Genomic DNA, 25,513 nt, shown 5'->3' with positions numbered 1-25,513 from the left:
TGAACAAATTCACAATGTCCCTAAAGTTCCGGGCACCGAAACCGATATTAACCATAGACAAGCTAGTAAAAAAGGATTTGGTGAAAACTATGGATAAAACTTCGTTAATCGGTATTATTCTTGCTTTTGTGGCATTGAGCGTCGGGATGGTTCTAAAAGGCGTCAGTTTCAGCGCGCTTGCAAACCCCGCTGCCATTTTAATTATTATCGCAGGGACGATCTCAGCAGTAGTTATCGCATTCCCAACAAAAGAAATTAAAAAAGTGCCTGCGCTGTTCCGAGTGTTGTTTAAGGAAAACAAACAGCTGACAATAGAAGAGCTTATTCCTATGTTCTCTGAATGGGCCCAGCTTGCACGCCGCGAAGGTTTGCTTGCTTTAGAAGCAAGCATTGAGGATGTAGATGACGCTTTCCTGAAAAACGGACTCAGCATGGCTGTTGACGGGCAAAGCGCAGAATTTATCAGAGATATCATGACAGAGGAAGTTGAAGCGATGGAGGACAGACACCAAGCCGGAGCCGCTATTTTTACACAAGCGGGAACTTATGCGCCGACACTCGGAGTACTCGGCGCTGTAATCGGACTGATTGCCGCCCTCTCTCATATGGACAATACAGATGAGCTTGGACACGCCATCAGTGCAGCCTTTGTTGCCACCCTTCTCGGTATCTTTACGGGATATGTGCTATGGCATCCTTTCGCAAATAAATTAAAACGAAAATCAAAACAAGAAGTAAAACTGCGTGAAGTGATGATTGAAGGCGTCCTGTCCGTATTAGAAGGACAAGCACCGAAAGTCATCGAACAAAAGCTTTTAATGTACCTTCCTGCGAAGGACCGCTTGAAATTTGCAGAACAAGGAGAGGCGCAAAATGGCGAGAAAAAAGAAGAAGAAGCATGAGGACGAGCACGTTGATGAATCGTGGCTGGTTCCTTACGCCGATATCCTTACTCTTCTCCTGGCATTATTTATTGTGCTGTACGCGAGCAGCTCGATTGACGCAGCTAAATTTCAAATGCTTTCAAAATCATTTAATGAAGTCTTTACAGGCGGCACCGGCGTACTGGACTATTCCAGTGTCACCCCTACTGAAAACGAGTCAGACGGCATCGATGAAGTGAAAAAAGAAAAAGAAGAGAAAGAGAAAAGCAAGAAAGAAAGAGAAAAAGCAGCTGATCAAGAAGAACTTAAAAATGTGAGAAGCCAAGTGGAAAAGTTCATCAAAGATAAAAAGCTGGAACATCAGCTGGAAACAAAGATGACAAGTGAAGGCCTGCTCATTACGATTAAAGACAGTATTTTCTTTGATTCTGGAAAAGCGACCATCCGCAAAGAAGATGTTCCGCTTGCAAAAGAGATTTCAAATCTTCTTGTGATTAACCCGCCGAGAAATATTATTATCAGCGGACATACTGATAATATGCCAATTAAAAATTCTGAATTCCAATCAAACTGGCATTTAAGTGTCATGAGAGCCGTAAACTTTATGGGGCTCCTGATTGAAAACCCCAAACTTGACGCAAAAGTGTTCAGTGCCAAGGGCTATGGTGAGTATAAGCCGGTGGCTTCCAACAAAACAGCGGAAGGCCGAAGCAAAAACCGGCGCGTTGAAGTTCTCATCTTGCCGAGAGGCGCAGCAGAAACAAATGAAAAATAGTAAAAAAGGAAGCCTTGTGACATATCAGGCTTCCTTTTTTTACTTATTATGAAATTGTTTTGCGTTTAATCCTACTCTTTTTAACATTTCCGTGCACATCTCTACCTCTTCTTCGCTTAATACGCTGATCATTTCATCAATTTCAGCAGCGTGACCAGGAAAAATATCGTTCAAAAGACCGATGCCTTTTTCAGTAATTTGTGCAAACGTCACTCGTCTGTCTGTAGGAGACGCTTTTCGAATAAGGAGTTCTTTTTGCTCCAGCTTATCTACTACGTATGTGATGCTCCCGCTGGCCAAGAGAATTTTATCCCCTATCTGCTGCAGCGGCTGATCGCCTTTATGATACAAGAGCTCAAGCACAGCAAATTCAGTCGGATTCAGCCCATGCTTATGAATATGCTTATTCATATGATCGTTAATAGAACGATACGCGCGCGACAGCACGATAAATAACTTCAGTGATTTTTCTGTCATGTCTCAATCATCCTTTTAGAAACCGTTACAGAGAAACATTAATAAACAAAGACCGAAATGTCAATAAAAATCTTTCCAATATTTCTCTTCTTTTTTATGTTGTAAGCTGTTCAACATCTTTTTCTAATTTTTTTGGTTATTTTTTCTTATTAAAGATGAAGAAACAATGATATAATACCTCTAATCAGGTGTATGTTGGAGCGATGCAAATTGAAAATACTAAAAGGCGCCTGCGGGAGAGTCAAACTTTATATTATACTGGTCGTGATTCCGGCAATCGTCATCAGCTTTTTTGTATATGAAAAAGAAAAAGATACAATAGCTGCAGAACATAAGCAAGAAGCGAGTGTCCTGCTGAACCTTCACCGCAACAAAATCAATTATTTAATCGGAGAAACAAAGGCGAGGATGACCTCCTTGTCCATCGCCATTGACAGACCGGTTGATATAAAGAAAATGCAGTCAGTTTTGGAAAAAACCTTTGATTCAGAGCCAAGATTTTCGGGCCTCTATTTTCTAAATGCCAAAGGAGACGTCACCGCAAGCACAACGGAATTAAAAACGAAAGTAAACCTGGCCGACAGATCTTTTTTTACAAAAGCAAAGGAAACAAAAAAGACAGTCATTTCAGATAGTTATTCGAGCAGAATTACAGGTCAGCCGATTTTTACCATTTGTGTCCCTGTTTTGAACTCGGAAGAAAATGTGACTGATTATCTTGTCGCAGCTATTCAAATTGATTATTTGAAAAACCTTATTAACTTGCTGAGCCCTGATGTTTATATCGAAGTTGTGAACCAAGACGGGAAAATGATTTTTACGAGCGGACAGGCCTCTCATGCAGAAGATCAAAAACCCGTCAGCGGATATCTGGATGATATCAGCTGGAATATGAAAGTATATCCGAACCCGGTCACAATAGAAGAACTGACGAAAAGCCTTGTGCTCCCACTTTCATGTATTATTGTTCTACTGAATATCCTTTTTATTCTCGTGCTGTATTATTTGCTGAAGCGGCAGACCCAGCTGGAGCGCTCGGAAAATGAGGCACAAAAATTAGAGCTGATCGGAACGCTTGCAGCCAGCACGGCCCATGAAATCCGTAACCCGCTCACCGGCATAAGCGGCTTTATTCAGCTGTTGCAAAAGAAATATAAAGGCGAAGAAGATCAGCTTTACTTCTCTATCATTGAACAGGAGATAAAGCGCATTAATCAAATTGTGAGTGAGTTCCTCGTTCTCGGCAAGCCGACAGCTGAAAAATGGGAGCTGAACTCGCTTCAAGATATTATCGGCGAAATTATGCCGATCATCTATTCAGAAGGCAACCTATACAACGTTGAAGTCGAATTACAGTATTTAACTGAGCAGCCCTTACTAGTAAAATGTACAAAAGATCATATTAAACAAGTGATTTTAAATGTAGCAAAAAATGGCCTCGAGTCAATGCCTGAAGGAGGCAAACTGACGATCTCCTTGGGAGCTTCGGATAAAAAGGCCATCATCAAAGTTGTGGATCACGGTCAAGGGATTTCTCAGGAAATGCTGGATCATATCTTCCTTCCCTTTGTGACTTCTAAAGAAAAAGGAACGGGTCTCGGCCTTGTCGTATGTAAACGGATCGTGCTGATGTACGGAGGCTCCATTCATATCGAAAGTGAAGTGCGAAGAGGAACAGAAGTGACGATCACTCTCCCAGTATCCGCTTCATAGCCCCCTGACTGTGTCAGGAGGGTTTTTTACCGTCGTGACCGGGCATTGCCGTTCGATTTGTTTGCTGTTCTGCCAGAAAAGAGCATTTTGATCAAGCGCAACAACATTTTCAAAAGCAAAAACAACATAAAGAATACCAAAAAACCCTTTAAGCCTTCAGTAGCATCTAAAAACTCCATATTCCCTCTCCCCGTCACTTTTTGCTGAATTTCAATCGCAAATACGATGACGATAATGACTGTAACGGTATAGATAAAGGATAGGGCTGTCATGCTCCACTTAGAAAGCCATGTAAACACAGCGTGAGTGACGCCGAAAAAGAAAATGCCAAACATGCCGATCACCCAAAAATGCATTTCTTTGTCGGTTAAATGAATGCCAAACATGCCGCATAATGAAATAAAAGCATCGTGAAATTGATTAACCATTTCAGTAATGATAATCGCCAGTTCTTTCATCAGTTCCCTCTTTCATATGAATTTTTCCAGAAAAAAAGAGCGCTCCTGAAAAGCTCTCTCTCTTTATATATGCATCTGATAACGCCGCTATTTATTTGCATCATATGCAGGCATAACATCTCTGCGGGGCCACAAGCCTAATTTCTTAACAAGGCCTTGAATACCTTGAGAATGTTCGTTTTCTTGCATGAGCTGGTGATATTCATTTATTAAACAATCCAGCTCCTGACTGTGTTTGATCGTGTCATGCCCTGTAAATCCCTGCTTTCTAGCGGCATCTATCATTAACTTTCTTTTTTCATCAATAGACACCAACAATCTTTCTTGTTCTGAAGAACCGCCCATTCACTTCACCCCTCGCCGCTAAGAAATAGGAAACAAGTTTGATTGGGTTATTGTGCATTATTACAGATTATACTTTATTTGTAAACATATTTTCATTAAATAAGTTAATTTTTCAGGTATAATAGATATATTGATAGGATTAGAAGAATAATACCCAGGTGATGAATATCTTAAACACCCGCCAGGCAGGAGGTATGCTTTATGAAGAAAAAGAAAGCAATAATGCTCGGAGCGGCAGGCGGAAAAGCAATTTTAAAAAGGAAAAACCGAAAAAAATGCATGCAGCACATCAGCGTTTTTTTTCAAATGCTTCGCGATTGGAGAAACGGCAACTACCCTCGTTCACAGGTTAAAACGCTTTTGCTTCTGATTGCTGCCATCTTGTATATCGTCATGCCGCTCGATATCATTCCAGACGTTATCCTCGGTCTTGGGATCATTGACGATGCAGCTGTTTTAGGTTTAATTTGGACGCTAATTAAAAAAGAAATGTCACAATATGAAAAGTGGCGTTTGCAATAAATATAAAAAGCCCCGTTTTGATAAACGGGGCTTTTCCTGCTTATTGATTCACGCTGTCTTTTTCATAAATCGGAACCCAGCCTTCAGTTGTGACAAAGATCCTCACCGCAACCACTTTGCGGTCCTCCTGAAGTGTGAAATAATGGCGGATATTCTCAGGCACTGAGATTAAATCTCCGGGGTTTAAACGGACATCAAAAAACGTGCCGTCTTTGCCTTGAATGACAAAAATGCCGTGTCCGCTTACGATAAAACGGACCTCATCGTCTGTATGGTGATGCTCTCTTTTAAAGTTCTCAAGCAGTTCATCAAGTTTTGGATTGCTGTCTGACAATGAAATAACATCCTGTGCTTTATAGCCGCGGCGGGCTGAGATATCTTTAATTTCAGTTTCAAAGGTATCAAGAATTTGCTGTTTTTCTTCTTCGGTCAGATCATATTTCTCAGAGAGCTGTTCCGGAAGCTTCGCAATATCCCACTGCTCATAAATAACCTCTTGACTATCTAGAAAGCTTGCTACTTCCTCTTGATTTTCAATCGTTGTATTCGCCTCATCATGAATTCGAATAGTTGCCATTTCAGTTCCTCCTTTTATTTAACCAGCTGATGCTGGAGTGTTTTCAATTTCAAATGGTAGCTGAACAAAAATTCATATGCTTCAAGCACTCTTTTTGCTTCAAATGCCGTTCTCCCCCAAGCGGTAATACCGTGATTTCGGATCAGAACAGCTCCTGAATCTTCTGAAACCTCTTCGGCAAACAGTGCCGCGAGCGTCGGAATATGAGCCGGATTTTCAAGTATCGGAATGGTCACTTCTGCATTCTCTTCCCACAGGCCGAGCGCTTTTATAATCTCCTGGCCTCTGAAGGTGATTTTCTTTTGGTCTCCATATAACTCTGATATCACATTATTGTTTACCGTGTGGACGTGCAGGCAGCATCCGGCATTTGTTTTATTGTACAAGTGTGTATGTAAGAGCGTTTCCGCTGACGGTTTCAAAGAATGTCCGTTTTCGGCAGGCTCTCCATTTTGATCCACCAGCAGAAAATCTTCATCCGTTTCTTTTCGTTTATCTTTTCCGCTTGCGGTTACGAGAAATGTTAAAGGCTCATCAGAAACCTTAATAGACAGATTGCCGCTAGTCGCCGGAAACCAATCTCGTTCAGCCAATTCCCGTTTTACTTCAGCGAGCTCTTGCCAGCGCTTTTGTTTTGCAGCCATTTCTGTACCTCCGTTACGTTCTCAATATCTTTTCTAATCTCATTAAAATCCTGATACGGGAGATGATTCAGGTGATGCTCCCGGCATTCGTTTAATAAATAATCCCTTGCAAAACAAAGATCCGACAGCTTTGCCGCCTCTACATCCGTAACCGAATCACCGATCATGATGATATATTGGTTCGGTTCAGAAAGCTCTTGTATCACCGACGGCTTGCAGCACCCGCATTGATTGCTGCACGTCCCCTTGCATGAATGAGGCCAGTCAATATGAATATAGTCTTTGTCAAAGGAAGCATGGTTGCAATAAATGCGGTCTTTCTCCACAATGCCTTCAAGCAATGGATATACAAAAAAGTCCATGCCTCCGCTTACGACATAAAACGGAATCTCATTCTCCTTGACAAACGCTACGAATTCCCGAAAGCCTTCCCTGATTTTTGCATCTTGCAATACAAATCTTGTAATCTCGTCTTTTAAACGGCTTGGCAAAAGGCCGAACATCTGTCCGACACCTTCCTTAATGGACAGCGTTTTGGACAGCACGCCGTCTTTTAATGCCGTCCACTCCGGCGGAGCGAATGTTTTCATGATGCTTATAATGTTGTCATTCATCGTAATGGTTCCGTCAAAATCGCAAATAATTAAAGGCTTTCGAGTCATCATACCGCTTCAACCTTTCCCCATTTCTCTAGCGCAAGCTTCAGATCCTTGCAATGTTCGGCTTTTTCATCAATCGGCTGGGCTTCTAAGACTGCATCAATAATGGCTCTGAACGCTTTGCCTCCGCCTTGGGCGCCGTTCGGATGACCGTGTATGCCTCCCCCGGCGTTAATAATATGATCTATGCCGAAGTCCCGCATGAGAAGCGGAACCATACCGGGATGAATGCCTGCGGACGGAACAGCAAATGTTTGGTTAAAAGCATCCTCTCTTACACATTCTTCATGAATCGCCAGCGCATCCTCTTTTGGAAGCGCAACCGAACCGTACGGAGACGGAAAGAGACTGAAGTCAGCACCGCAATACCGGTTTAATTTTCCTAGCAATAGAGCGTGAGAAAAGCCGTAAAACGGCGAGGATGTAAATGCCCCGCTGACCGCTGGGTGCGCCATAATCGGGATTGAGATCTGAGGATCTTCCGCAAGGCTCTGCATGACGTCCAAGCCGTAAGAGAAGACATTAAACAAAAGCGCATCCGCTCCCAATTCGGCGGCGCGTCTCGCTTTATCTTTCAGATCAGCCGTACGTCCAGTCAAATTCACAGCATACAGCGTTTTATGTCCGGTTTGCTCATACGTTTCTCTCAATATTTGCTTTCCCTCTGTAATTCTTGTTTCAAAAGGCGCCAGACCTGTCTCAAAGAAAATTTCATCATCCTTAATCAAGTCAACTCCGCCAAGGGCCTGCTGTCTGAGCTGTTCTTTAATATCACTCAGGTCTCTTCCGATAACCCCTTTAAAAATGCTCATTAACAGCGGCCTCTCAAACTCCCCAAGCAGCTTCCGAATGCCGTATATGCCAAACTTCGGCCCTGGCAACGTGCGTTTAAACGCTTCAGAGAAGTGAAGATCGATTAATTTAATTTTTCCGTCCAGCGACAGCTTGCCAAACACTGTTGTCAGCAAAGCCGGGATATCCTGAGAGAAATTGATTTCAGGATAGGCAATTGTGATCACTGCTTGATTTGTTCCCTCTCTCTCCTCAACCTTTATTACCCGCCCCTTGTGCTTTTGCAATTGCTCCTGTTTTACCAGAGGCAGATCAGTCCAGGAGCCTACTGTCAATCCTGTTGCGATCTGTTCTGCTTTTTTCTCTGTATCGGCTCCCGGTTCTGTCAGGAGATATGTTGCTAATAACTCACTCATGCCAGAGCTCCTTTCATTTTCGTCCATATAAAAAAACCTCTTCAAACTGCAATCGCGTCTAAAGAGGTTTCGTTTCACGTCCGAATCTTATCTCTCAGCCGCTAGCTGCAAGAATTAGCACCGTGCTTTATAAGTCGGTTGCCGGGCTTCATCGGGCTCGTCCCTCTGCCTGCTCTTGATAAGAAAATATAGATTTTATAAATTATTTTGAATTATCCCACCGTTATAAGATCTTGTCAATGCTTTTTTGGGTAAACAGGTTCAGTTTCCCAATTCGATAAGCCGCTTCCTTGAGTCTTTCTTCACTTGTCAGCAGTCCGACTCTGACGTAGCCCTCGCCATATTCACCGAAGCCGTTTCCAGCGGCAACCGCTACATTCGCTTTTTCCAGCAAAAGATCTGAGAACTGCTCAGAAGTATAGCCTTCAGGCACAGGCAGCCATGCAAAAAATGAACCCGCCGGAGCTGTTACATCCCAGCCGATTTCCCGGCATGCTGCAATCCAAGCGTTTCGCCTGCTCTCATAACGGGCATTTTGCTCCGCCACACACGTTTGATCAGCTAACAGTGCCGCCGCTGCAGCCTCCTGAGTCGCTCTGAAAAGACTGACAAACATATGGTCTTGATAAAGATTGATCGCTTCAATGACAGTAGCGTTTCCGACAGCAAAGCCGACCCGCCACCCTGCCATATTATATGTTTTTGACAGCGTATATATTTCAATTCCGATATCCTTCGCACCTTCAGCCTGCAAAAAACTTAAAGGCTTGCAGCCGTCAAATCCTACAGCGCCATAAGCAAAATCGTGAACGACACAGATCCTGTTTTCTTTCGCAAAACGCACGGTTTCTTCAAAAAAATCAGAAGTAGCAACTGCTCCAGTCGGATTATTCGGATAATTTAAATACATCAGTTTCGCCTGATCCCTCACTTCAGCGCCGATGCTGCTGTAATCAGGAAGAAACGCCCTGTCCTCTACGAGCGGCATCCTCTCCATCTTCGCTTTCGCGAGTGTGACACCTGACCAGTAATCAGGATAGCCGGGATCCGGCACTAAAATCGTATCACCGGGATTCAATAAGCATTGCGGGAGCTCGACAAGACCGGCTTTACCGCCGAATAAAACAGCGACTTCAGTTTCAGGGTCAAGATCAATGCCGTATTCTCTTTTATAAAATGCTGCCGCTGCTGACTTCAGTCTGTATGAGCCGCGAAAAGACGAATATTTATGATTTTCAGGATCAGCAACGGCTCGTTTCATTTCCTCGACGATATGTCCCGGAGTCGGCTGATCCGGATTTCCCTGTCCGAGATTGATGACGTCGTGTCCTTCTGCGAGCTTTCGGTTCACTTTCTGCACCAGAGAAGCGAAGAATTGTTTAGGCAATTCCTTCAATATCTGAGACTGTTCAAATTTCATCTATTCTCACCTTCTAAAAAAATCTTGAAATGATAGTCCATCATCATATATGGTTAAATGAAAAAAGTAAAGAAAAATTTGGGGTGTTAAAAGATGAAATGGACGATATCTTGTCTTCAGTTTGATATTTCATATGGTAAACCTTCGGAAAATATAAAAAAGGCTGAATCTTTCATCGAAAAGGAAAGCAAACATGCTGATGTTCTTGTTCTGCCTGAATTATGGACGACCGGATATGACCTGTCTAACCTTGATGAGCTTGCTGATGAAGATGGGCGTTCTGCTAAGAGCTGGCTGAAGAAAACGGCAAAAAAACATCGCGTTCATATTGTTGCAGGATCGGTCGCTGTCAGGAAGGGTTCTGATGTTTATAATACAATGTACATTGCGGATAAGGAAGGACAAATCATTAAAGAATACAGAAAAGCCCATCTCTTTCAGCTGATGGATGAGCATGTGTATTTATCAGCCGGCTCCGAAGACGGATATTTTGAGCTTGATGGCGTCAAAAGCTCAGGACTGATCTGTTACGATATCCGTTTTCCAGAGTGGATCAGAAAACATACGACAAAGGGCGCCAACGTGCTGTTTATTTCCGCGGAATGGCCTCTTCCCCGCCTTGATCATTGGAAAAGCCTGCTTATTGCGCGGGCCATTGAAAATCAATGCTTTATCGCAGCCTGCAATTGCACCGGTTCAAATCCGGATAATGAATTCGCCGGACACAGCCTGATTATTGATCCATGGGGGCGTGTACTAGCTGAAGGCGGCCGGGAAGAAGGCATTGTCAGAGCGGAAATTGACCTTCAGGAAAGCGCCGAGGTGCGGGAAAGCATCCCTGTTTTTGATGATATCAGAAAAGATTTATATTAAAAAATATATTGACAACTTATTAAAACACCTGTTAGTATGTTCATCAACTGATAAATTAGAATTGTTTAACAAGTGAATATATTCTCTTATCGAGAGTTGGGCGAGGGATTTGGCCTTTTGACCCCAACAGCAACCGACCGTAATTCCATTGTGAAATGGGGCGCATCTTTTTCGCGCCGAGACGCTGGTCTCTTAAGGCACGGTGCTAATTCCATTCAGATCTGATCTGAGAGATAAGAGAGGCGGACATAGATGTTAGCCTCCTTCTCTCTGAGAAGGAGGCTTTTTTACGGCCATTCAGCTGCAAACATATTTACAGATTACATAATTGGAGGTTATGACGATGGCAGTCACGAAAACACCTTTATACGAAACGTTAAATGAAAGCTCCGCTGTGGCACTGGCGGTGAAGCTTGGCTTATTCCAAAGCAAGAGCACGCTGACCTGCCGGGAGATCGGCGACGGCAACCTAAATTACGTGTTTCATATTCATGACCAAGAACATGACAGAGCGCTGATCATTAAACAGGCGGTTCCTTATGCAAAAGTGGTCGGAGAAAGCTGGCCGCTGACAATCGATCGTGCAAGAATCGAAAGCAGCGCTCTCATCCGCCAGGGCGAGCATGTCCCTCATCTGGTTCCAAGAGTGTTTTATTCTGATACGGAAATGGCGGTTACCGTCATGGAGGATCTTTCTCACCTGAAAATCGCAAGAAAAGGACTTATTGAGGGTGAAACCTATCCGCACCTTTCACAGCACATCGGTGAATTTTTAGGAAAAACACTTTTCTATTCATCAGACTACGCGCTTGAACCCAAGGTGAAAAAACAGCTTGTTAAACAGTTTACAAATCCGGAGCTGTGCGACATAACGGAAAGGCTCGTCTTTACAGACCCTTTCTTTGACCATGACACAAATGATTTTGAAGAAGAGCTTCGTCCCTTTGTCGAAAAGCTTTGGAATAATGACACCCTCAAAATCGAAGCCGCAAAGCTGAAAAAGTCATTTTTAACGTCTGCAGAAACGCTGATTCATGGTGATTTGCATACAGGAAGCATTTTCGCCAGCGAACATGAAACAAAGGTGATTGATCCTGAATTTGCTTTTTACGGACCGATCGGCTTCGATGTAGGCCAATTTATCGCCAACTTATTTTTGAACGCTCTCGGCCGTGACGGCGATGACAGAGAGCCGTTATATGAACATGTCAGCCGGGTTTGGGAAACGTTTAAAGAGACGTTCAGTGAAGCCTGGGAGAAGGACAGCCTGGATGTTTACGCCAAAATCGACGGGTACCTTGCGGATACGCTCACTCATATTTTCGAAGAAGCGATCGGGTTTGCCGGCTGCGAACTGATACGCCGCACGATCGGTCTGGCACATGTGGCTGATCTGGATGCGATCGTGCCGTTTGATAAACGAATCAGCAGAAAACGGCTGGCGCTGGACACAGGCACAGCTTTTATCGAAAAACGTTCGGAATTCAAAACGATAACGGAAGTTATTGAATTATTTAAGTTACTTGTAAAGGAATGATCCATTCATGACCCATTCATTTGCTGTTCCGCGTTCTGTTGAATGGAAAGAAACAGCGATTACCATTTTAAATCAGCAAAAGCTTCCCGATGTGACGGAATATTTAGAGCTTACGACGAAAGAGGATGTATATGACGCCATTGTCACGCTAAAAGTAAGAGGCGCTCCGGCCATCGGCATTACGGCTGCCTTCGGGCTTGCGCTCGCTGCAAAAGAAATCGAAACAGATGATGTCACGGAATTCCGCGAGAAACTGGATGACATCAAACAGTATTTAAACAGCTCACGGCCTACGGCCATTAATTTATCATGGGCGCTTGAGAGATTGAGTCACTCGATCAAAAACGCCATTTCCGTAAATGAAGCAAAAACAAATCTTGTCCATGAAGCGATTCAGATACAGGTCGAGGATGAGGAAACGTGCCGGATGATCGGCCAAAATGCCCTGCAGCTTTTCAAAAAAGGCGACCGGATTATGACGATCTGCAATGCCGGCTCTATCGCGACAAGCCGCTACGGTACGGCACTCGCTCCATTTTACTTGGCCAAACAAAAGGATTTGGGACTGCATATTTATGCTTGTGAAACAAGGCCTGTCCTTCAAGGTTCACGCCTTACTGCGTGGGAGCTGATGCAGGGAGGCATTGATGTCACTCTGATCACAGACAGCATGGCCGCCCATACGATGAAGGAAAAACAAATTTCCGCTGTCATCGTTGGAGCCGATCGAATTGCAAAGAACGGTGATACGGCAAATAAAATCGGAACATACGGTCTCGCGATTTTAGCAAACGCCTTTGATATTCCGTTTTTTGTCGCCGCACCATTATCTACATTTGATACGAAAGTGAAAAGCGGCGATGATATCCCGATAGAGGAACGGGATCCCGAGGAAGTAAGGCAGATTTCCGGAGTCCGCACCGCTCCAGCCGATGTGCCTGTCTTTAATCCCGCTTTTGACATTACACCGCATCATCTCATTTCAGGAATTATCACAGAAAAAGGGATTATGACCGGTTCCTATGAAGAAGAAATTGAACAGCTGTTCAAAGGCGAAAAGGTTCACTAAAAAACCGCTGGACTTTGCTCATTTTGGGCCGAGTCAGCGGTTTTTTTGTTTGTTTTTATTAATATTGATGATTTCATCTTTTTGAGCGCTTGATAAGATATGCAGTTTCACAAACAGTTTGGCAAAAACAGCAATTTTTTCAGAGCGGCTCGGCTTCAATTGCTTTGTCCTCCTTTTTCATCAGACCAACTTTTTTCACTTAATAAAATGATATGTCGGCCGTGAAAAAAGGGAACGTGCCATATGTTTTATTTTTCTTTGTAGGAAATTTGCTCGATGTTCAGCAAAAATGCTTTGATATCAGTTTTGCTCCCGGCGTATCCTGTTAACGCGCTGTTTTTGCCAATCACTCTGTGGCATGGGACAAAAATCGGCAGGTTATTCCTTTTGTTAGCCTGTCCGACTGCGCGCACCGCTTTCGGGCTGCCGACCGCAGCGGCAATGTCACCATAGCTACGGGATTCTCCGTATGGTATCATCGCCAGCGCCTCCCACACTTTTTGCTGAAAAGGAGTGCCCTTTTGACTCAGCGGCAGTGAGAATGTCTTCCTTTCGCCGGCAAAATATTCATGAAGCTGTTTTTTCGCTTCTGCCAAACAAGGCGTTTCTTTGTGCTCTGTGTTCTGAACAGCTTCTTTCCAGTCTATCCAATCTTCATGACTGAGAAATAGACGGGTGATTTTGCCGCCTTCTTCAGCAATAATGAGTTTCCCGACCGGCGTTTCCGCTGTCGTATAGTAGTTCATTCATCAATCCTTCTTTCTTCAGCATTCTGTCTGACGGGAAGCGTAAGGTGGAAAACGGTGCCCTTCCCTTCTTCACTTTCGACCATGATTTCGCCTTGATGTTCTTCAATAATTTTATAGCTTACCATAAGCCCAAGTCCAGTGCCCCGTTCCTTTGTCGTATAAAACGGTTCACCAAGGCGCTTTAATTTATCTTCTGTCATTCCGATTCCCTCGTCTTTTAAGGAAATGAGAACATGATCTTGATCCAGTGTCCTTATCGTCACAAAAATGTTTCCGCCGTCAGGCATCACTTCGATGGCATTTTTTAATATATTGATAAATACCTGTTTCAGCTGATTCGGTTCACAATAGATCGGGGGAATGTCGTCCATTAAATCAAGATAAATTTGTACGTTGCTTAAATTGGCTTGCGCGTTTAGAAGGTCTATGGTGTCTCTCATGATTTGGGTCACATGTTTTTCTTCATACATAATGGCCTGGGGCTTGGCTAAAATCAAGAATTCGGTGATGATGGATTCGATGCGCTTAAGTTCTGAGGTGATCACGTTGAAGTAAAGGGCGTAGTCTCCCTCCACACTTCCTTTCAGGAGCTGAATGAAGCCTTTAAGAGCAGTCATCGGATTTCTGATTTCATGAGCGATGCCGGCAGCGAGTTCGCCGACAACATGAAGGGTATCCGACTTGCGCAGGCGCTCTTCCAGTTCTTTTCGCTCGGTTACGTCTTTAAAGATAGCCAGGTTCATATTTTGTATGATATTTCGTTTAAATGAGAATTCCAGTTTTCTGTTGTCATTGCTGCTCAGCAAGAACGGAATTTCATTGTCCATTTCATCAAAATTAATCTGTCTCGCCGGTGATGCAAGGTTTTCTATTTCATATGATGAGATAATATCCAGCAGGCTGTGCTTTTTAATCTCTTCGTGTGATAGGCCTAATATATTGCTTGCTAACGGGTTGGCGTCGATGATTCGGTATTGATTGTCGAACAATACATTGCCGTCCATTGAGCCATTGAACACCTTTCTGAATTTCAGCTCGCTTTCCCGAAGCTCCTTTTCCATCCGCTTTCTGTCGCTGACATTTCTTAAAATCGTCAAGTGCTGGTTTTCAAGGATTGTCCGCTTTGAAGTAAATTCGAGTTCCTTGAACTGCCCGTTCCCCATTTGAAACAGCAGCTCTTCCCTGATCTCTCCGTATTTTGCGTATTTCCTTTTCGTTATGCTGTATTTCTGCTGTGAGTCAACGAGAAAATCACACAGTCTTCTTTTTAACAGCAAATTCATCGGCAGCTCAAAGATTTTACAGGCTGACTGATTGGCCTTCACGATTCTTCCATCATTCGACCAAATGATAATGGCGTCCATCGCATTTTCAAATATTTCTCTGAAGCGCTCCTCACTTTTAAAGAGCTGCAGTTCCATAGACCTCTTCTCTGTGATATCCCTCATAATGGACATGTAAAAACCGCTGATGATGTTTGATGTAATCGTGAATTCAAATAGCTTTTGGACTCCTGAACGAAGCTTGACGGGCAGCTCTCCTTTCGCTTTTCCTTTGCGGTTGAGCGTCCTCCAGACATTATCGAAATCTTTGCGTGAGCCGCTGTCTATGAATTCATACAATGACAAATGAGACAGCTCATTTTGATTGATTTCAAAACTTTTACAAAAAGACAAATTAGCATCAATAAAACCGCCATCTTTATCAAACAGGACGATACCATCAACAGCTCTGTCAAACAAGTCCTTAAAAAGCTGTTCATTCATAGAAAATTCCCGTTCTAGAATCTTCTTGGAAGATATGTCTCTCATGACAACAAAAAAGTAATCCTCGCCAATCCCTCGTTTGGCCAGAAACTCTATGTATTTTGTTGCTCCGCTATCAAGCCTGATTGGAACCTCCTTCCATAAGAACCCTTTCTTAAAAAACTTCTTTACGGCTAAATTCAACTCATCCTTTGGGATAGAAAACAAAAAATCCAAAACGGAACGCTTTTTCAAATCTTCCGAATCAACTTGAAGCATCCTCTCTGTCGCTTCATTCGCCTGAACGATCCGCATTTCATTATCACATATAAAAATAGCATCGAGCGTATTGTTAACAATCACTTGATGCTGATTCAATTCCTTTTTCAGCCGGGCATTTTCTTCTTTAAGACGCTTCAATTCTTCCCGCAGCTCTGAGTTTGTCTGGACATCAAGAGTTTCCATGCGTGTACACTCCTTCTTCAAAACCTATCCCTCAATATTTCTACAAAATGCGGGAACTTCCTTCATTTGCCCTATAAATTTCAGAAAATGTCAGCGTGATTACATTATGAAGACAATTTCTACGATCCTTACCGCCACTTTACATCGTCCTAACAATCAGTGATTTTTTAGATTCCTTTTTCATCTTTTATTTTAAAATATGTACCAGCAGGGAATAATCTTTTAGTGACTGATTAAAGAGAAGGTGATGCTATGAGTAAATCGCGGGACAGTTATTTTGATAATGCAAAATTCTTATTGATATTCCTTGTTGTATTCGGTCATATTCTTCGTTCTTTTATTAATGATAACAACTTTATGCTCTACCTCTACAAGTTCATTTACACATTCCACATGCCTGCCTTTATTCTCGTATCCGGTTATTTCTCGAAAGGCTTTAAACGCCCGGGGTATGTAAAAAAGCTGGCGGTCAAGCTGATTATTCCGTATTTGATTTTCCAAATCATCTATTCCGTCTTTTATTACATTATGCAAGACGAAAGCATGGCAAATGTGAATCCGATTGATCCGCAATGGTCGTTATGGTTTCTCGTCAGTTTATTTTTTTGGAACCTGCTGCTATATCCTTTTTCAAAGCTGCCTAAGCTATGGGCGCTGTTTGTCAGCTGCGGAATTGCCGTGCTGATCGGTTATCTTGACTTTGTCAGCAGCACTCTGAGTTTATCGCGAACGTTTGTATTCTTGCCGATGTTCCTTGTCGGATTTTATTTGAATAAACATCATTTTGATTTATTGAGATCGAAACGAGGCAAACAAATTGCCCCCGGAGTGCTTGCCGCCGTATTTGTCATCTGCTGGGGCATCGATTTTGACTATTCATTTTTGTTCGGTTCTAAACCATATTCTTCATTCGGAGACGTGACCGTGGCAAGCGGCCTGATCAGAATCGGCTGGTATGTACTCGCCTTTGCGGCCACTTTCAGCTTTTTAGCACTTGTTCCGCAAAAACGCTATTTCTTCACTAAATGGGGCACGCGGACATTTTACGTCTATCTGCTCCATGGGTTTATCATAAAAACGCTGCGGCAGATTGGCCTTGAGGATCAGCTCACTGACTATCAGAACCTCGTCATTCTATTGCTTTTAACCGCTGCCCTTACGTCTATTCTCTCCAGCAATTTTGTGAAGACAGTTGCTCAGCCCTTCATTGAGCTGAGAATGACCAGCTTTATGCAATTCGTCAGGGGAAGCAGCAAAAATGCTTATTTAAAATAGAAAAGCACCTCTTAAGCGGGACACCGCCTAAGAGGTCTTTTTTATTTTTGCTTTTTCTCTTTTTTCTTTTTAGGCTTTGTGATTTCCAGTGTTTCGATGATCTTCCCGGCATTGTAATCCCCTAATTCACTTGAGAATTCTTCTTCAAGCACCTTCTTATTCATCGGCTTTTTATGATTTTGCATATCTCTGCTGTGACGGTTTTTCTTCAAAATCACATGCCTCCTTGCTGACCCTGTTTGGAATTGCGGTTTGCACCCCTAAAATTCGGATCGTCATGGTACTGTGTCTTATATGAATTTGGGTCCATGCTCTCGGTAGGTGTATTGTTATTTTTTATGGCTTCATTCACTTCAGCTTTGCGCTTCATACGAATCCCCCTCGCCCGTTTTTCAGACATTTTACTTCATTAAAAGGTGCAAAATCGTTAACTGCACCTGTTGATGTTAGGTTCTCCAACTGAAACAGCATCACACATCTTTTTTTTGGCAATCAAAAAAACACCGCAAAACATGCGGTGCCGTTTTATCCGATAATCACTCTTTCCTTCGGATAATGATAATTCGCTTCGATCTCTTTTCTTCCAATCAGATACAAGAAGGTCAGAATACCGATTCGCCCGATAAACATGACAATCATAATAACGCATTTTCCAACGTCACTCAAATCAGCAGTAATTCCAAGTGACAGGCCGGTTGTACCGAATGCCGAACACACTTCAAACAAGAGCTCCGGCAGAGAATGCTTTTCTGTAATGGTCAGGATAAGTGTCGCGCCAAAAACGAGCAGGATGGCCATCATTGTGACAACGAGCGACTTCATGAGATCAGCAGGATGAAGCTCCCGCTTGAATACCTTTACCGCTTTATTGCCGCGGGCAAAATGAAACAGCGCAAGAAGGTTCAGGGCGAAAGTCGTTGTCCGTATCCCTCCTCCCACTGAGCTTGGCGACGCTCCGATAAACATCAGCGCGCAAATAAAAAAGATTGTAGCATCGGACAATTGGCTGATATCAATAGTAGCCAGCCCCCCGCTTCGGGTTGCCGTTGATTGAAAAAGGGACAGAAACAAAATGTCATGCCATGATTTTCCGGCAAACGCGTGGTTTGCTTCCAGGATATAAATGCCGATAGCCCCAAACACGACAAGTGAGCCAAACGTAATCGTTGTGATTTTCGTAAAGAGTGTAAACGGGTATCTTCGATGCTTTGAAAACAAGAAATCCTTTACTTCCACAAGAACGGGAAATCCAATTGCGCCAAATACAATTAAAAGCATAGTAATAAATTGCACAAAATAATCGTGGCGGAAAGGGATCATCGAATTACCGGTAATATCAAATCCGCCATTTGTGGTTGCGCTGATACTGGCAAAAAATCCGTGTAAATAAGCCTCCTGATAGGAATCATAGTAGGTTAAGAAATAAGTGCCGAGTATGAGCCCGCCAAAAAATTCAATCCACAAGATCAGAAAAAGAACCTGCTTCATGAGATTGACAATCCCTGAAAACTGGGATTGGTTTTGGTCAACCATAATCAGTTTCCGTTCTTTCAGCCCGATTCGTTTTCCCATGATCAGCCAAATGAACGTTCCGAGCGTCATAATCCCGATTCCGCCAAATTGCAGAACAAATGCCAATATAAAAATGCCTATTGTGCTGAATGTATCAGCTGTATCCACTACTGTCAGCCCCGTTACGCTGACTGAGCTGACAGCCGTAAACAGCGCATCAATAAACGTCCAGTCCGCCCCCGGTTTATGCGCCGCCGGCAGACTCAGCAATATAACCGCCACAGTAACTGCAAGAAAATAATATAATGCAATCAGCTGGGCTGGAGATAATGCCTGTATCAATTTTCCAAGCTTAAATTTCATGTAAAATCCTTCTGCCTCTCTTTTTAAGTACGGTAATTATTCTAAAGATATTAGGCCCATTTTTAAAGGCTTTTACGAAACATTTTCTTAACTTGCTTCATTTTTTATTGTTTTAGTCAAAGGAATAAAAAAACCTCTGAGGATGGTCTCAGAGGAATGTTGTTATTTAGCTTCTAACCGTCTGATTCGCTCATCTAAATCAGGGTGAGTAGAGAAAAGCGAAGATCGCTTCCTGCCGTTAATCTTTAATGTTTGAACAGCTGTCTGATCGTCTTCCATAATGCGGGAAGAATAGCTCTTAAGCGTACGGAGCGCATGAATCATCTTATCCTTGCCGGCTAGATCCGCTCCGCCCCTGTCAGCATGAAATTCACGATGGCGTGAGTACGCAAACACAACCAGGCTGCCAAGAATTGAGAAGACGATATCAAACACAATCATTGCGATAAAATGAACGATCGGCGCAAGATCTTCCTTGACAAAACGGCTCGCAATCCACGCTGCAATACGGGATAAAAAGACGACAAAGGTATTAACGATACCTTGCAATAGCGTCATTGTCACCATATCACCATTAGCGATATGGGCGACCTCGTGGGCAAGCACACCTTCAACCGCGGCGTCATCCATTTGCTCCAGCAGTCCCGACGAAACTGCCACAAGGGAACGCCGTTTTGACGGTCCAGTCGCAAACGCGTTCACTTCAGGTGAACGGTAAATTCCGACCTCCGGCATTTTCGTTAACCCGGCAGAGCGGCTTAATCGGTGAACACGATCAACCAATTGCTGTTCCTCGTAACTGAGCGTGTGCTTGTTCGGATTCAGCACTCTTACGCCCATCATCGTTTTTGCCATCCATCTGGACATCGCAAGAGACGTAAACGAGCCGACGAAACCAACAACTAAGCTGAATACAAGGAGCGCAACTGGGTTGATACCGCCATCAGCTGTAAAGTACGTTCCGACGCCAGTAACAGAGCTTAAAACCGACAATACGATCCCGATTGTTGTTAGCACCAAAATATTCGTTAAAAGAAACAGAAAAATTCTTTTCGCCATAATAACCTCCGTTATTTTAAGTTCAAAAGAACCTGTATATTTAAATTATAAAACATCAGTTTGAAAATGCAAGTAATTAGACGTATGATGTTATTGTATTGCTGACGCTTTAATTTTGAATTCATACATAGCCTTATATCTGCGTCAAATTGTATTGAAGAGGTGAACAATGAACACTTTTAAACTCACTCGAATCGATATGGTACGGCTGCTCTATTCTCTAAAAGGACTGGGAGAAACAAGCCCGCTTGACATTCTCGTCCAATCAGCGAACATGTCAGCAGAAAAAGCAGCCAATCACCTTGAAATTCCTGAATTTCTTTTAAGATACGAACGAAAAAAACAGAAAAAAGAATACGGTCTCTCAACAAACGAGATCGTAGAACTTGGCAACTTATGCGAGCTGACTTCGTTAAAGTCGACCGCGATCCAAAACTGGGTAAAGCGTGATATTAAAGATCTGATTGGACACCCAGAACTGGGCAAGAAGTATTCAGTTGAACAGGCAGTCATTCTTTTAATTGTACGTGATTTAAAATCCATTTATGACTTTGAACATATACGCGCAATTTTAAAAGTGGCCTTTAACACCATCTCAGACAGATCAGATGATGTTATCAGCCCGATTGCTTATTATGAAAGCTGTGCATATGTGCTTGATGCCATTTATCACCAAGATACGCCTTCTATGAAAGAATCAAATCTGCAGGAGATCGTCGAACAGGAGACAGATCGACTTCGCCGCCGTTTTGAAGAACTGAATGACAGCCAATGGCTTAAAATCAGACAGATTATCGTCATTACAGTCCTCTCCATTTTGACCTTTCATATTCAGGCGACCGCCTATAAAATGACAGCAGATATTCTATAGTCTGCGTCTCCCCCCGGCTCAAAACCGGGGGTTTTCTTATCTTCCACAACAATTGCCAGCATAAATAAACCCCGTACATTTCAAACTAAATACGCGTTAAGAATTTCTTTATAGAAAAAGGAGATGAAAAAGATGGCGAGCAGAAATAAACTCGTTGTTCCAGGGGTGGAGCAGGCACTTGACCAATTTAAACTCGAAGTGGCTCAAGAATTCGGTGTAAACCTTGGTTCTGATACAGTCGCACGCGCTAACGGCTCTGTAGGCGGGGAAATGACAAAGCGGCTGGTACAGCAAGCACAATCACAATTAAATGGCACAACTAAATAAATTCAGGTCTTTATTCGCCGGGGTCACTCGGCGAATCTTCAGTTTGAGCTGAATGATTATTACTGCTGTAGCCGTTTGGATTACGGCGGTCAGAATCGTTATCCCCGCTTGACGAAGAACGGTTCTTACCTTGTTCACCGTTATTCCAGTTCCTATGATACTGGCCTTGGCCTCTTTCACCGTTATTCCAGTTTCTGTGATATTCGCTTTGGCCCTTTTCACCGCTGCTGTCTTCATTTCCTTTATCTTGAGGATCTAGTGTTGGGGTTTGCTCATGATCCCCATCTTTTTCAGCATTCGTGTTTTCATCTGATTCCTTTACATTTTTATCTTCACGATCATCAGTTTGTGTATCCGTTGCATCTTCTGTCTGTTCTCCGGAATCCGGGTCATCCAGCTGTTCCTTATCTCCTTGCTTATTGTCCTGGCCGTCTGTTTGGTCAGTGTTTTCATCCTCATTTCCGGCATTCTTTTGATCCTCTTCTCCGGATGGTTTGCTGGAGTCTTCTTTTGAATCTTTATTTTTCTTTTTATTTGATTTAATGTAGCTGCCTGTTGAAACGCCTTCCTTCTGTGCTTTTTCTCTCGTTTGCATATCTGACTCGAGAGATTCCATGCGGTATGTCGATTTATATTTTTCCGTCACATCATTGAGCTGCTTTTTCACAGCAGTTTTATATGTATTGTCGTCCGAATTTTCATAAACAGTGGAAATCAATATTTCTTTCGATTCCTTCACATATCCGTGCTCACTGCAGTCAGTTATAATATCATCAATCACCTTTTTAAAATCAGTCTTCTCCCAGTCATCTATATCATTTACGACCTTTTTTCCTTCATCGTTTAAAGGAGTCAGTTCAATCACTTCGTAATCGCTGTTTAATGCCATTTCAACGCTTGGATTGATATCAATTGTCATATACGCATAGGCTTTATTATTAGAAAAAATGGGGAGAACTATAAAAATAAAGAGCATAATAGCAGTCATCGTAAAAATCCCCATTTTGAAAGGGCGCAGTTTAAAAAAATCAAAAAAGCTGGCCCTTCTGCCCATGCGTGTTTCACTCGGAATCATGATTTCTTCTCCGATTTCATAGCTGCGGCGATCATTTTTGGCTTTTAAAAATTGTCCGTCAGGGGTCAGCAACGTGACGAATTTTTTATTTTTCTCTACTATGATCCCTCTTCTCATGAGTGCAGCACCCCTTTAAGATAATCTTTTAAATAAATATAATCACCCGTAATGATAATACACATCGCAATAATATATTTTCTGTTTCTCTCAATTGTTTTCCGGCTTACAGATACAAGCTGTTCAAGCTGTTTCACCGGAAGCTGTTTTTTTGTATACAGGATAGCGGCCAATTCTTCATGTTCCACAAGGGTCATCGCCACCTTTATGGCGTTTTGTCTTGCATCCGCATGCTTTGGAGAGTTTTCAAGCAGCTCTTGAAACGATAAACCATAATCTTTAAGCTGTTTTTGAAAATAGAGGATTTCCTCCCGCCTTTGCTCTTGTTCAATTTGACGGCGGTATTCATCAATGGAAAGCTCGGCTTCAATCAGGCTTTGTGATGACTCCTGATCGTCTCCTTCCTGTAAATCGATATTTATGTTTTGTGCGCTTCTAGCTTCTTTTCTGATGTAATCAATGACTTTTCTTTTTATAATAAGCTCGGCAAATGCGAGCAATGAATTGCCTTTTTCGGGTGAGTATTTTTCAATTGCTTCATTAAATGCGATCAGCCCGATGCTGAACTCATCGTCTTTTTCATCTATATATCGTTTACAAACGGATGAAACCGTCTTTGCGATAAATGGCTTATATTGCTGTATTAATTCGTTTTGCAGATCTTTATTGCCTTTTTGTATACTTTCAACAGCTTTTTCAAGCGTTTGCTTCTTTTTTCCCAATTTAAACAAAAGGCTAAGCACTGGTTTCACCTCAGTTCCTCCCTATAACTACTCATTAATGATAGCTAATTTGATAGGGAATCGCAAAGGCGAAAAAGAAATATTGATTTCCAATGTCTCAATTATGACAAACCATTCTGACGTACTATACATGATTTCGTGCCTTTATCGAGAATTAAGGGGGTTTTATACGTGTTTTTTGTAACAAAGCTGTTATAAAAATGTTATTTTATTTCGCCATTGAAAACGCTTTAAACACGAAAAGACTCTGCTTTACAAGCAGAGTCTTTCAGATTACGCCCTTTCCCGGCTGCTGTTCTTTTGTTCGTTTTGTGCGCTCTCCGGCTGTTTTTTTGCACCTGACATAAACCAGCCGCAAACCGCGATTGCCGCTAAGACACCCCAGAATATCAGCTTCCATGTTCCAGAATGGATAAAGTGCTCAGAAACAACCGCTATATCGTGATGGGCAAGTGTATATAAAGCAAGCTTCACTCCGACCCAGCCGACAATGACAAAGGCTGCTGTTTCTAGGCTTGGACGTTCCTTTAATAATTTAACAAACATTGAAGCTGCAAATCGCATGATCACCAGGCCGATGATACCTCCGGCCAAAATGACGATAAATTGTCCTCCGTCAAGTCCGCCGATCTTCGGAAGCGATGTTGCAGGAAGTGTCACCGCGAGAGCTACTGCCGCTAAGATGGAATCAACCGCAAACGCGATATCTGCCAGTTCAACTTTTAAAACAGTCGGCCAAAAACCGCTTTGCTTCGTCTCTTTATGCGTGTCTTCCTTCTTAAATACATATCTTTTTAATAAATGGCTTGCTGAGATATACAGCAAATAGAGCGCGCCAATTGCTTGAACCTGCCATACGTTGACCAAAAATGAAATGGCGAATAAAGAGCCAAACCGCAGAACAAAAGCCCCTGCCAATCCATAAAATAACGCTTTTTTCCTTTTTTCCTCCGGCAAATGTTTTACCATTACCGCCATAACTAACGCGTTATCAGCGGCTAAAATACCTTCCAGCCCGATCAAGACGAGAAGAACCCAACCATACTCTAATAATAGTGCTGCATCCATAAAAGATACCCTCCCCAAAAAGTTGTATTCTTTCTCTTCATCCGATCTTATGCCGGCCGGACCATGCAAAAAAGACCTTTGCCGACATAAGGCAAAGGTCTTGCTAGACATGAATAAAGCATGCCAACAAAGCCGATGGATATGGCAATCCATGAAATGACGACTTTGTTTCCGGAAAACATTCCGGACGCTACTCCCCTTTGGGATTTCAAGAAATATAATATTATACGTCAATGATATGCGGAGCTCGATTATTTGTCAACGTTTATTTTTCAAAAATACAGATAAATGTTCAGACTGCGTTCGTTTTTTCCTCTTTTTTATCAGCAAATAGAGCGCGAAAAGAGCTAAAATTGCTATCCCGATCGGAAGCATATATTGATCGAGAATAGCGCCGACCTCCTTCCAGTTTTCACCGAGCTTCACACCGAGATAGACATATACAAATGTTATCGGCACCATGGCGATGAACGTATAGAGCGAAAACACCCAAACGTTCATTTTTGCAATTCCGCATGGAATGGAGATTAATGTACGTATGCCTGGCAAGAAACGGCCGCTGAAGGCTACAAATCCCCCGTGCTTTTTAAAAAATTCATCCGACTTATCGAGAGCTTCAGGCTTAATAAAGAGGTACTTCCCGAAACGCTCAAGAAACGGCCTCCCTCCGTATCGTCCTATCCAATACAGCGTGAGCGGGCCGGCAACACCCCCAAGCGATCCCGCCAAAACAGCGCCGAAAAGCGTCATATCTCCTCTAGATACCCAATAACCTGCAAGCGGCAGGACGATCTCAGCAGGGATAAACTCAATACAGAGCGCTAGAAATATTCCAAAATAAGATAAACTTTTAAATGCTTCTATCCATGACATAACCAGCTCTTCGATAGCCATCACTTCCCTTTTTTCGATATTTATGTATAACGCATTTTGTTTTTCGGAAAACATCAACATGATTTTAACACATTTTTCACGGTCAGCCG

General features: G+C 42.7%; 28 protein-coding genes, 1 pseudogene and 2 riboswitches. Of the genes and pseudogenes, 10 read left to right on the top strand and 19 right to left on the bottom strand.

All coding sequences use genetic code 11. From position 1 onward, the window contains the following. The first annotated feature begins 89 nt into the window (after positions 1 to 89). The gene (motA, locus tag MOB98_RS07960; protein ID WP_003238984.1) at positions 90 to 902 is read left to right on the top strand and encodes a flagellar motor stator protein MotA; all 813 of its coding nucleotides are present in this window, start codon (positions 90 to 92) and stop codon (positions 900 to 902) included. After that, complete coding sequence (motB, locus tag MOB98_RS07955; protein WP_268358232.1) at positions 874 to 1,659, top strand: flagellar motor protein MotB; 786 nt, start codon at positions 874 to 876, stop codon at positions 1,657 to 1,659. The genes motA and motB overlap by 29 nt, the downstream gene beginning before the upstream one ends. Before the next feature lie 39 nt (positions 1,660 to 1,698). Here motB and mhqR read toward each other — a convergent pair whose 3' ends face one another. Next, positions 1,699 to 2,136 (bottom strand): MarR family transcriptional regulator MhqR, encoded by a 438-nt coding sequence (gene mhqR, locus MOB98_RS07950; protein WP_021479410.1) that lies wholly within the window; start codon positions 2,134 to 2,136, stop codon positions 1,699 to 1,701. Positions 2,137 to 2,328: 192 nt separating this feature from the next. Here mhqR and kinD point away from each other — a divergent pair, with 192 nt between their 5' ends. Continuing rightward, complete coding sequence (gene kinD / locus MOB98_RS07945) at positions 2,329 to 3,849, top strand: sporulation kinase KinD (RefSeq protein WP_268358233.1); 1,521 nt, start codon at positions 2,329 to 2,331, stop codon at positions 3,847 to 3,849. Between the two features lie 26 nt (positions 3,850 to 3,875). Here the strand turns inward: kinD and MOB98_RS07940 are convergent, their stop codons facing one another. Together MOB98_RS07940 and spo0E are read right to left on the bottom strand one after the other, a co-directional pair. Next, positions 3,876 to 4,307: a hypothetical protein gene (locus MOB98_RS07940; RefSeq protein ID WP_268358234.1), complete on the bottom strand. Its 432-nt coding sequence runs from the start codon at positions 4,305 to 4,307 to the stop codon at positions 3,876 to 3,878. An 87-nt stretch (positions 4,308 to 4,394) separates the two neighbouring features. Continuing rightward, positions 4,395 to 4,652 carry an aspartyl-phosphate phosphatase Spo0E gene (gene spo0E / locus MOB98_RS07935; RefSeq protein WP_268358235.1) on the bottom strand — a complete coding sequence of 86 codons (258 nt, stop codon included), beginning with the start codon at positions 4,650 to 4,652 and terminating at the stop codon, positions 4,395 to 4,397. Between the two features lie 201 nt (positions 4,653 to 4,853). Here spo0E and MOB98_RS07930 point away from each other — a divergent pair, with 201 nt between their 5' ends. Further along, entirely contained in the window at positions 4,854 to 5,174 is a 321-nt protein-coding gene (locus tag MOB98_RS07930) for a YkvA family protein (RefSeq protein ID WP_268358236.1), read from the top strand. A 40-nt stretch (positions 5,175 to 5,214) separates the two neighbouring features. Here the strand turns inward: MOB98_RS07930 and mtnD are convergent, their stop codons facing one another. The 5 genes from mtnD to mtnE form a co-directional block, all read right to left on the bottom strand. Further along, positions 5,215 to 5,751: an acireductone dioxygenase gene (mtnD, locus tag MOB98_RS07925; protein WP_061187350.1), complete on the bottom strand. Its 537-nt coding sequence runs from the start codon at positions 5,749 to 5,751 to the stop codon at positions 5,215 to 5,217. A gap of 14 nt (positions 5,752 to 5,765) precedes the next feature. Next, the gene (locus MOB98_RS07920) at positions 5,766 to 6,395 is read right to left on the bottom strand and encodes a methylthioribulose 1-phosphate dehydratase (protein ID WP_268358237.1); all 630 of its coding nucleotides are present in this window, start codon (positions 6,393 to 6,395) and stop codon (positions 5,766 to 5,768) included. After that, positions 6,353 to 7,060 (bottom strand): 2-hydroxy-3-keto-5-methylthiopentenyl-1-phosphate phosphatase, encoded by a 708-nt coding sequence (gene mtnX, locus MOB98_RS07915; protein WP_268358238.1) that lies wholly within the window; start codon positions 7,058 to 7,060, stop codon positions 6,353 to 6,355. The genes MOB98_RS07920 and mtnX overlap by 43 nt, the downstream gene beginning before the upstream one ends. After that, positions 7,057 to 8,262 carry a 2,3-diketo-5-methylthiopentyl-1-phosphate enolase gene (gene mtnW, locus MOB98_RS07910; RefSeq protein ID WP_268358239.1) on the bottom strand — a complete coding sequence of 402 codons (1,206 nt, stop codon included), beginning with the start codon at positions 8,260 to 8,262 and terminating at the stop codon, positions 7,057 to 7,059. The genes mtnX and mtnW overlap by 4 nt, the downstream gene beginning before the upstream one ends. An 84-nt stretch (positions 8,263 to 8,346) precedes the next feature. Continuing rightward, positions 8,347 to 8,447: riboswitch (SAM riboswitch) on the bottom strand. A 38-nt stretch (positions 8,448 to 8,485) separates the two neighbouring features. Beyond that, a complete protein-coding gene (mtnE, locus tag MOB98_RS07905) occupies positions 8,486 to 9,682 on the bottom strand; it encodes a methionine-glutamine aminotransferase (RefSeq protein ID WP_268358240.1) in 1,197 nt (398 codons plus the stop codon). A gap of 93 nt (positions 9,683 to 9,775) precedes the next feature. On the opposite strand from mtnE, the gene MOB98_RS07900 reads away from it, so the two are divergent. The 3 genes from MOB98_RS07900 (at position 9,776) to mtnA (ending at position 13,161) form a co-directional block, all read left to right on the top strand. Continuing rightward, positions 9,776 to 10,555 (top strand): carbon-nitrogen family hydrolase, encoded by a 780-nt coding sequence (locus MOB98_RS07900; RefSeq protein WP_268358241.1) that lies wholly within the window; start codon positions 9,776 to 9,778, stop codon positions 10,553 to 10,555. Positions 10,556 to 10,638: 83 nt separating this feature from the next. Beyond that, positions 10,639 to 10,795, top strand: a riboswitch (SAM riboswitch). 103 nt (positions 10,796 to 10,898) lie between these two features. Next, on the top strand, positions 10,899 to 12,092 hold the full coding sequence (mtnK, locus tag MOB98_RS07895) for an S-methyl-5-thioribose kinase (RefSeq protein ID WP_268358242.1): 1,194 nt from the start codon (positions 10,899 to 10,901) through the stop codon (positions 12,090 to 12,092). 7 nt (positions 12,093 to 12,099) lie between these two features. Then, on the top strand, positions 12,100 to 13,161 hold the full coding sequence (gene mtnA, locus MOB98_RS07890) for an S-methyl-5-thioribose-1-phosphate isomerase (RefSeq protein WP_268358243.1): 1,062 nt from the start codon (positions 12,100 to 12,102) through the stop codon (positions 13,159 to 13,161). Between the two features lie 33 nt (positions 13,162 to 13,194). Here the strand turns inward: mtnA and MOB98_RS07885 are convergent, their stop codons facing one another. The 3 genes from MOB98_RS07885 to kinE all read right to left on the bottom strand — a co-directional run bounded on the left by MOB98_RS07885 (position 13,195) and on the right by kinE (position 16,120). Beyond that, complete coding sequence (locus MOB98_RS07885; RefSeq protein WP_003218585.1) at positions 13,195 to 13,320, bottom strand: hypothetical protein; 126 nt, start codon at positions 13,318 to 13,320, stop codon at positions 13,195 to 13,197. Between the two features lie 89 nt (positions 13,321 to 13,409). Continuing rightward, positions 13,410 to 13,907, bottom strand: coding sequence for a methylated-DNA--[protein]-cysteine S-methyltransferase (locus MOB98_RS07880; RefSeq protein ID WP_268358244.1), 498 nt, complete (start codon positions 13,905 to 13,907; stop codon positions 13,410 to 13,412). Then, entirely contained in the window at positions 13,904 to 16,120 is a 2,217-nt protein-coding gene (gene kinE, locus MOB98_RS07875) for a sporulation two-component system sensor histidine kinase KinE (RefSeq protein ID WP_268358245.1), read from the bottom strand. The genes MOB98_RS07880 and kinE overlap by 4 nt, the downstream gene beginning before the upstream one ends. Positions 16,121 to 16,372: 252 nt before the next feature. On the opposite strand from kinE, the gene MOB98_RS07870 reads away from it, so the two are divergent. Beyond that, entirely contained in the window at positions 16,373 to 17,395 is a 1,023-nt protein-coding gene (locus MOB98_RS07870) for an acyltransferase family protein (RefSeq protein ID WP_268358246.1), read from the top strand. 41 nt (positions 17,396 to 17,436) lie between these two features. On the opposite strand, the gene MOB98_RS07865 is transcribed toward MOB98_RS07870, so the two are convergent. The 4 genes from MOB98_RS07865 to htpX form a co-directional block, all read right to left on the bottom strand. Then, entirely contained in the window at positions 17,437 to 17,607 is a 171-nt protein-coding gene (locus tag MOB98_RS07865) for a hypothetical protein (protein ID WP_268358247.1), read from the bottom strand. A 2-nt stretch (positions 17,608 to 17,609) separates the two neighbouring features. Further along, entirely contained in the window at positions 17,610 to 17,765 is a 156-nt protein-coding gene (locus MOB98_RS07860) for a hypothetical protein (protein WP_003232510.1), read from the bottom strand. A 155-nt stretch (positions 17,766 to 17,920) separates the two neighbouring features. Further along, entirely contained in the window at positions 17,921 to 19,270 is a 1,350-nt protein-coding gene (gene ktrD, locus MOB98_RS07855) for a Ktr system potassium transporter KtrD (protein WP_268367055.1), read from the bottom strand. Between the two features lie 162 nt (positions 19,271 to 19,432). Then, on the bottom strand, positions 19,433 to 20,329 hold the full coding sequence (htpX, locus tag MOB98_RS07850; RefSeq protein WP_268358248.1) for a protease HtpX: 897 nt from the start codon (positions 20,327 to 20,329) through the stop codon (positions 19,433 to 19,435). Between the two features lie 169 nt (positions 20,330 to 20,498). Between htpX and htpK the strand changes: the two genes are divergently transcribed. Both htpK and sspD read left to right on the top strand, forming a co-directional pair. After that, on the top strand, positions 20,499 to 21,200 hold the full coding sequence (gene htpK / locus MOB98_RS07845) for a transcriptional regulator HtpK (RefSeq protein ID WP_268358249.1): 702 nt from the start codon (positions 20,499 to 20,501) through the stop codon (positions 21,198 to 21,200). 132 nt (positions 21,201 to 21,332) lie between these two features. Next, on the top strand, positions 21,333 to 21,527 hold the full coding sequence (gene sspD, locus MOB98_RS07840; RefSeq protein WP_003218568.1) for an acid-soluble spore protein SspD: 195 nt from the start codon (positions 21,333 to 21,335) through the stop codon (positions 21,525 to 21,527). Between the two features lie 10 nt (positions 21,528 to 21,537). Here the strand turns inward: sspD and MOB98_RS07835 are convergent, their stop codons facing one another. From MOB98_RS07835 to MOB98_RS07820, 4 genes and pseudogenes are all read right to left on the bottom strand, one after another. After that, positions 21,538 to 22,719: an anti-sigma factor domain-containing protein gene (locus tag MOB98_RS07835; RefSeq protein ID WP_268358250.1), complete on the bottom strand. Its 1,182-nt coding sequence runs from the start codon at positions 22,717 to 22,719 to the stop codon at positions 21,538 to 21,540. Further along, complete coding sequence (sigI, locus tag MOB98_RS07830; RefSeq protein WP_268367054.1) at positions 22,716 to 23,471, bottom strand: RNA polymerase sigma factor SigI; 756 nt, start codon at positions 23,469 to 23,471, stop codon at positions 22,716 to 22,718. Before sigI ends, MOB98_RS07835 begins: the two co-directional genes overlap by 4 nt. 264 nt (positions 23,472 to 23,735) lie before the next feature. Further along, positions 23,736 to 24,530: a TerC family protein gene (locus MOB98_RS07825; protein WP_419900977.1), complete on the bottom strand. Its 795-nt coding sequence runs from the start codon at positions 24,528 to 24,530 to the stop codon at positions 23,736 to 23,738. Positions 24,531 to 24,788: 258 nt separating this feature from the next. Beyond that, a pseudogene (locus MOB98_RS07820) lies at positions 24,789 to 25,452 on the bottom strand (DedA family protein). Between the last annotated feature and the right edge of the window lie 61 nt (positions 25,453 to 25,513).

The organism is Bacillus sp. N13C7 (assembly GCF_026790065.1).
In the GTDB taxonomy this organism is placed as follows: domain Bacteria; phylum Bacillota; class Bacilli; order Bacillales; family Bacillaceae; genus Bacillus.
This window is presented reverse-complemented; position numbering and strand designations above follow the sequence as displayed.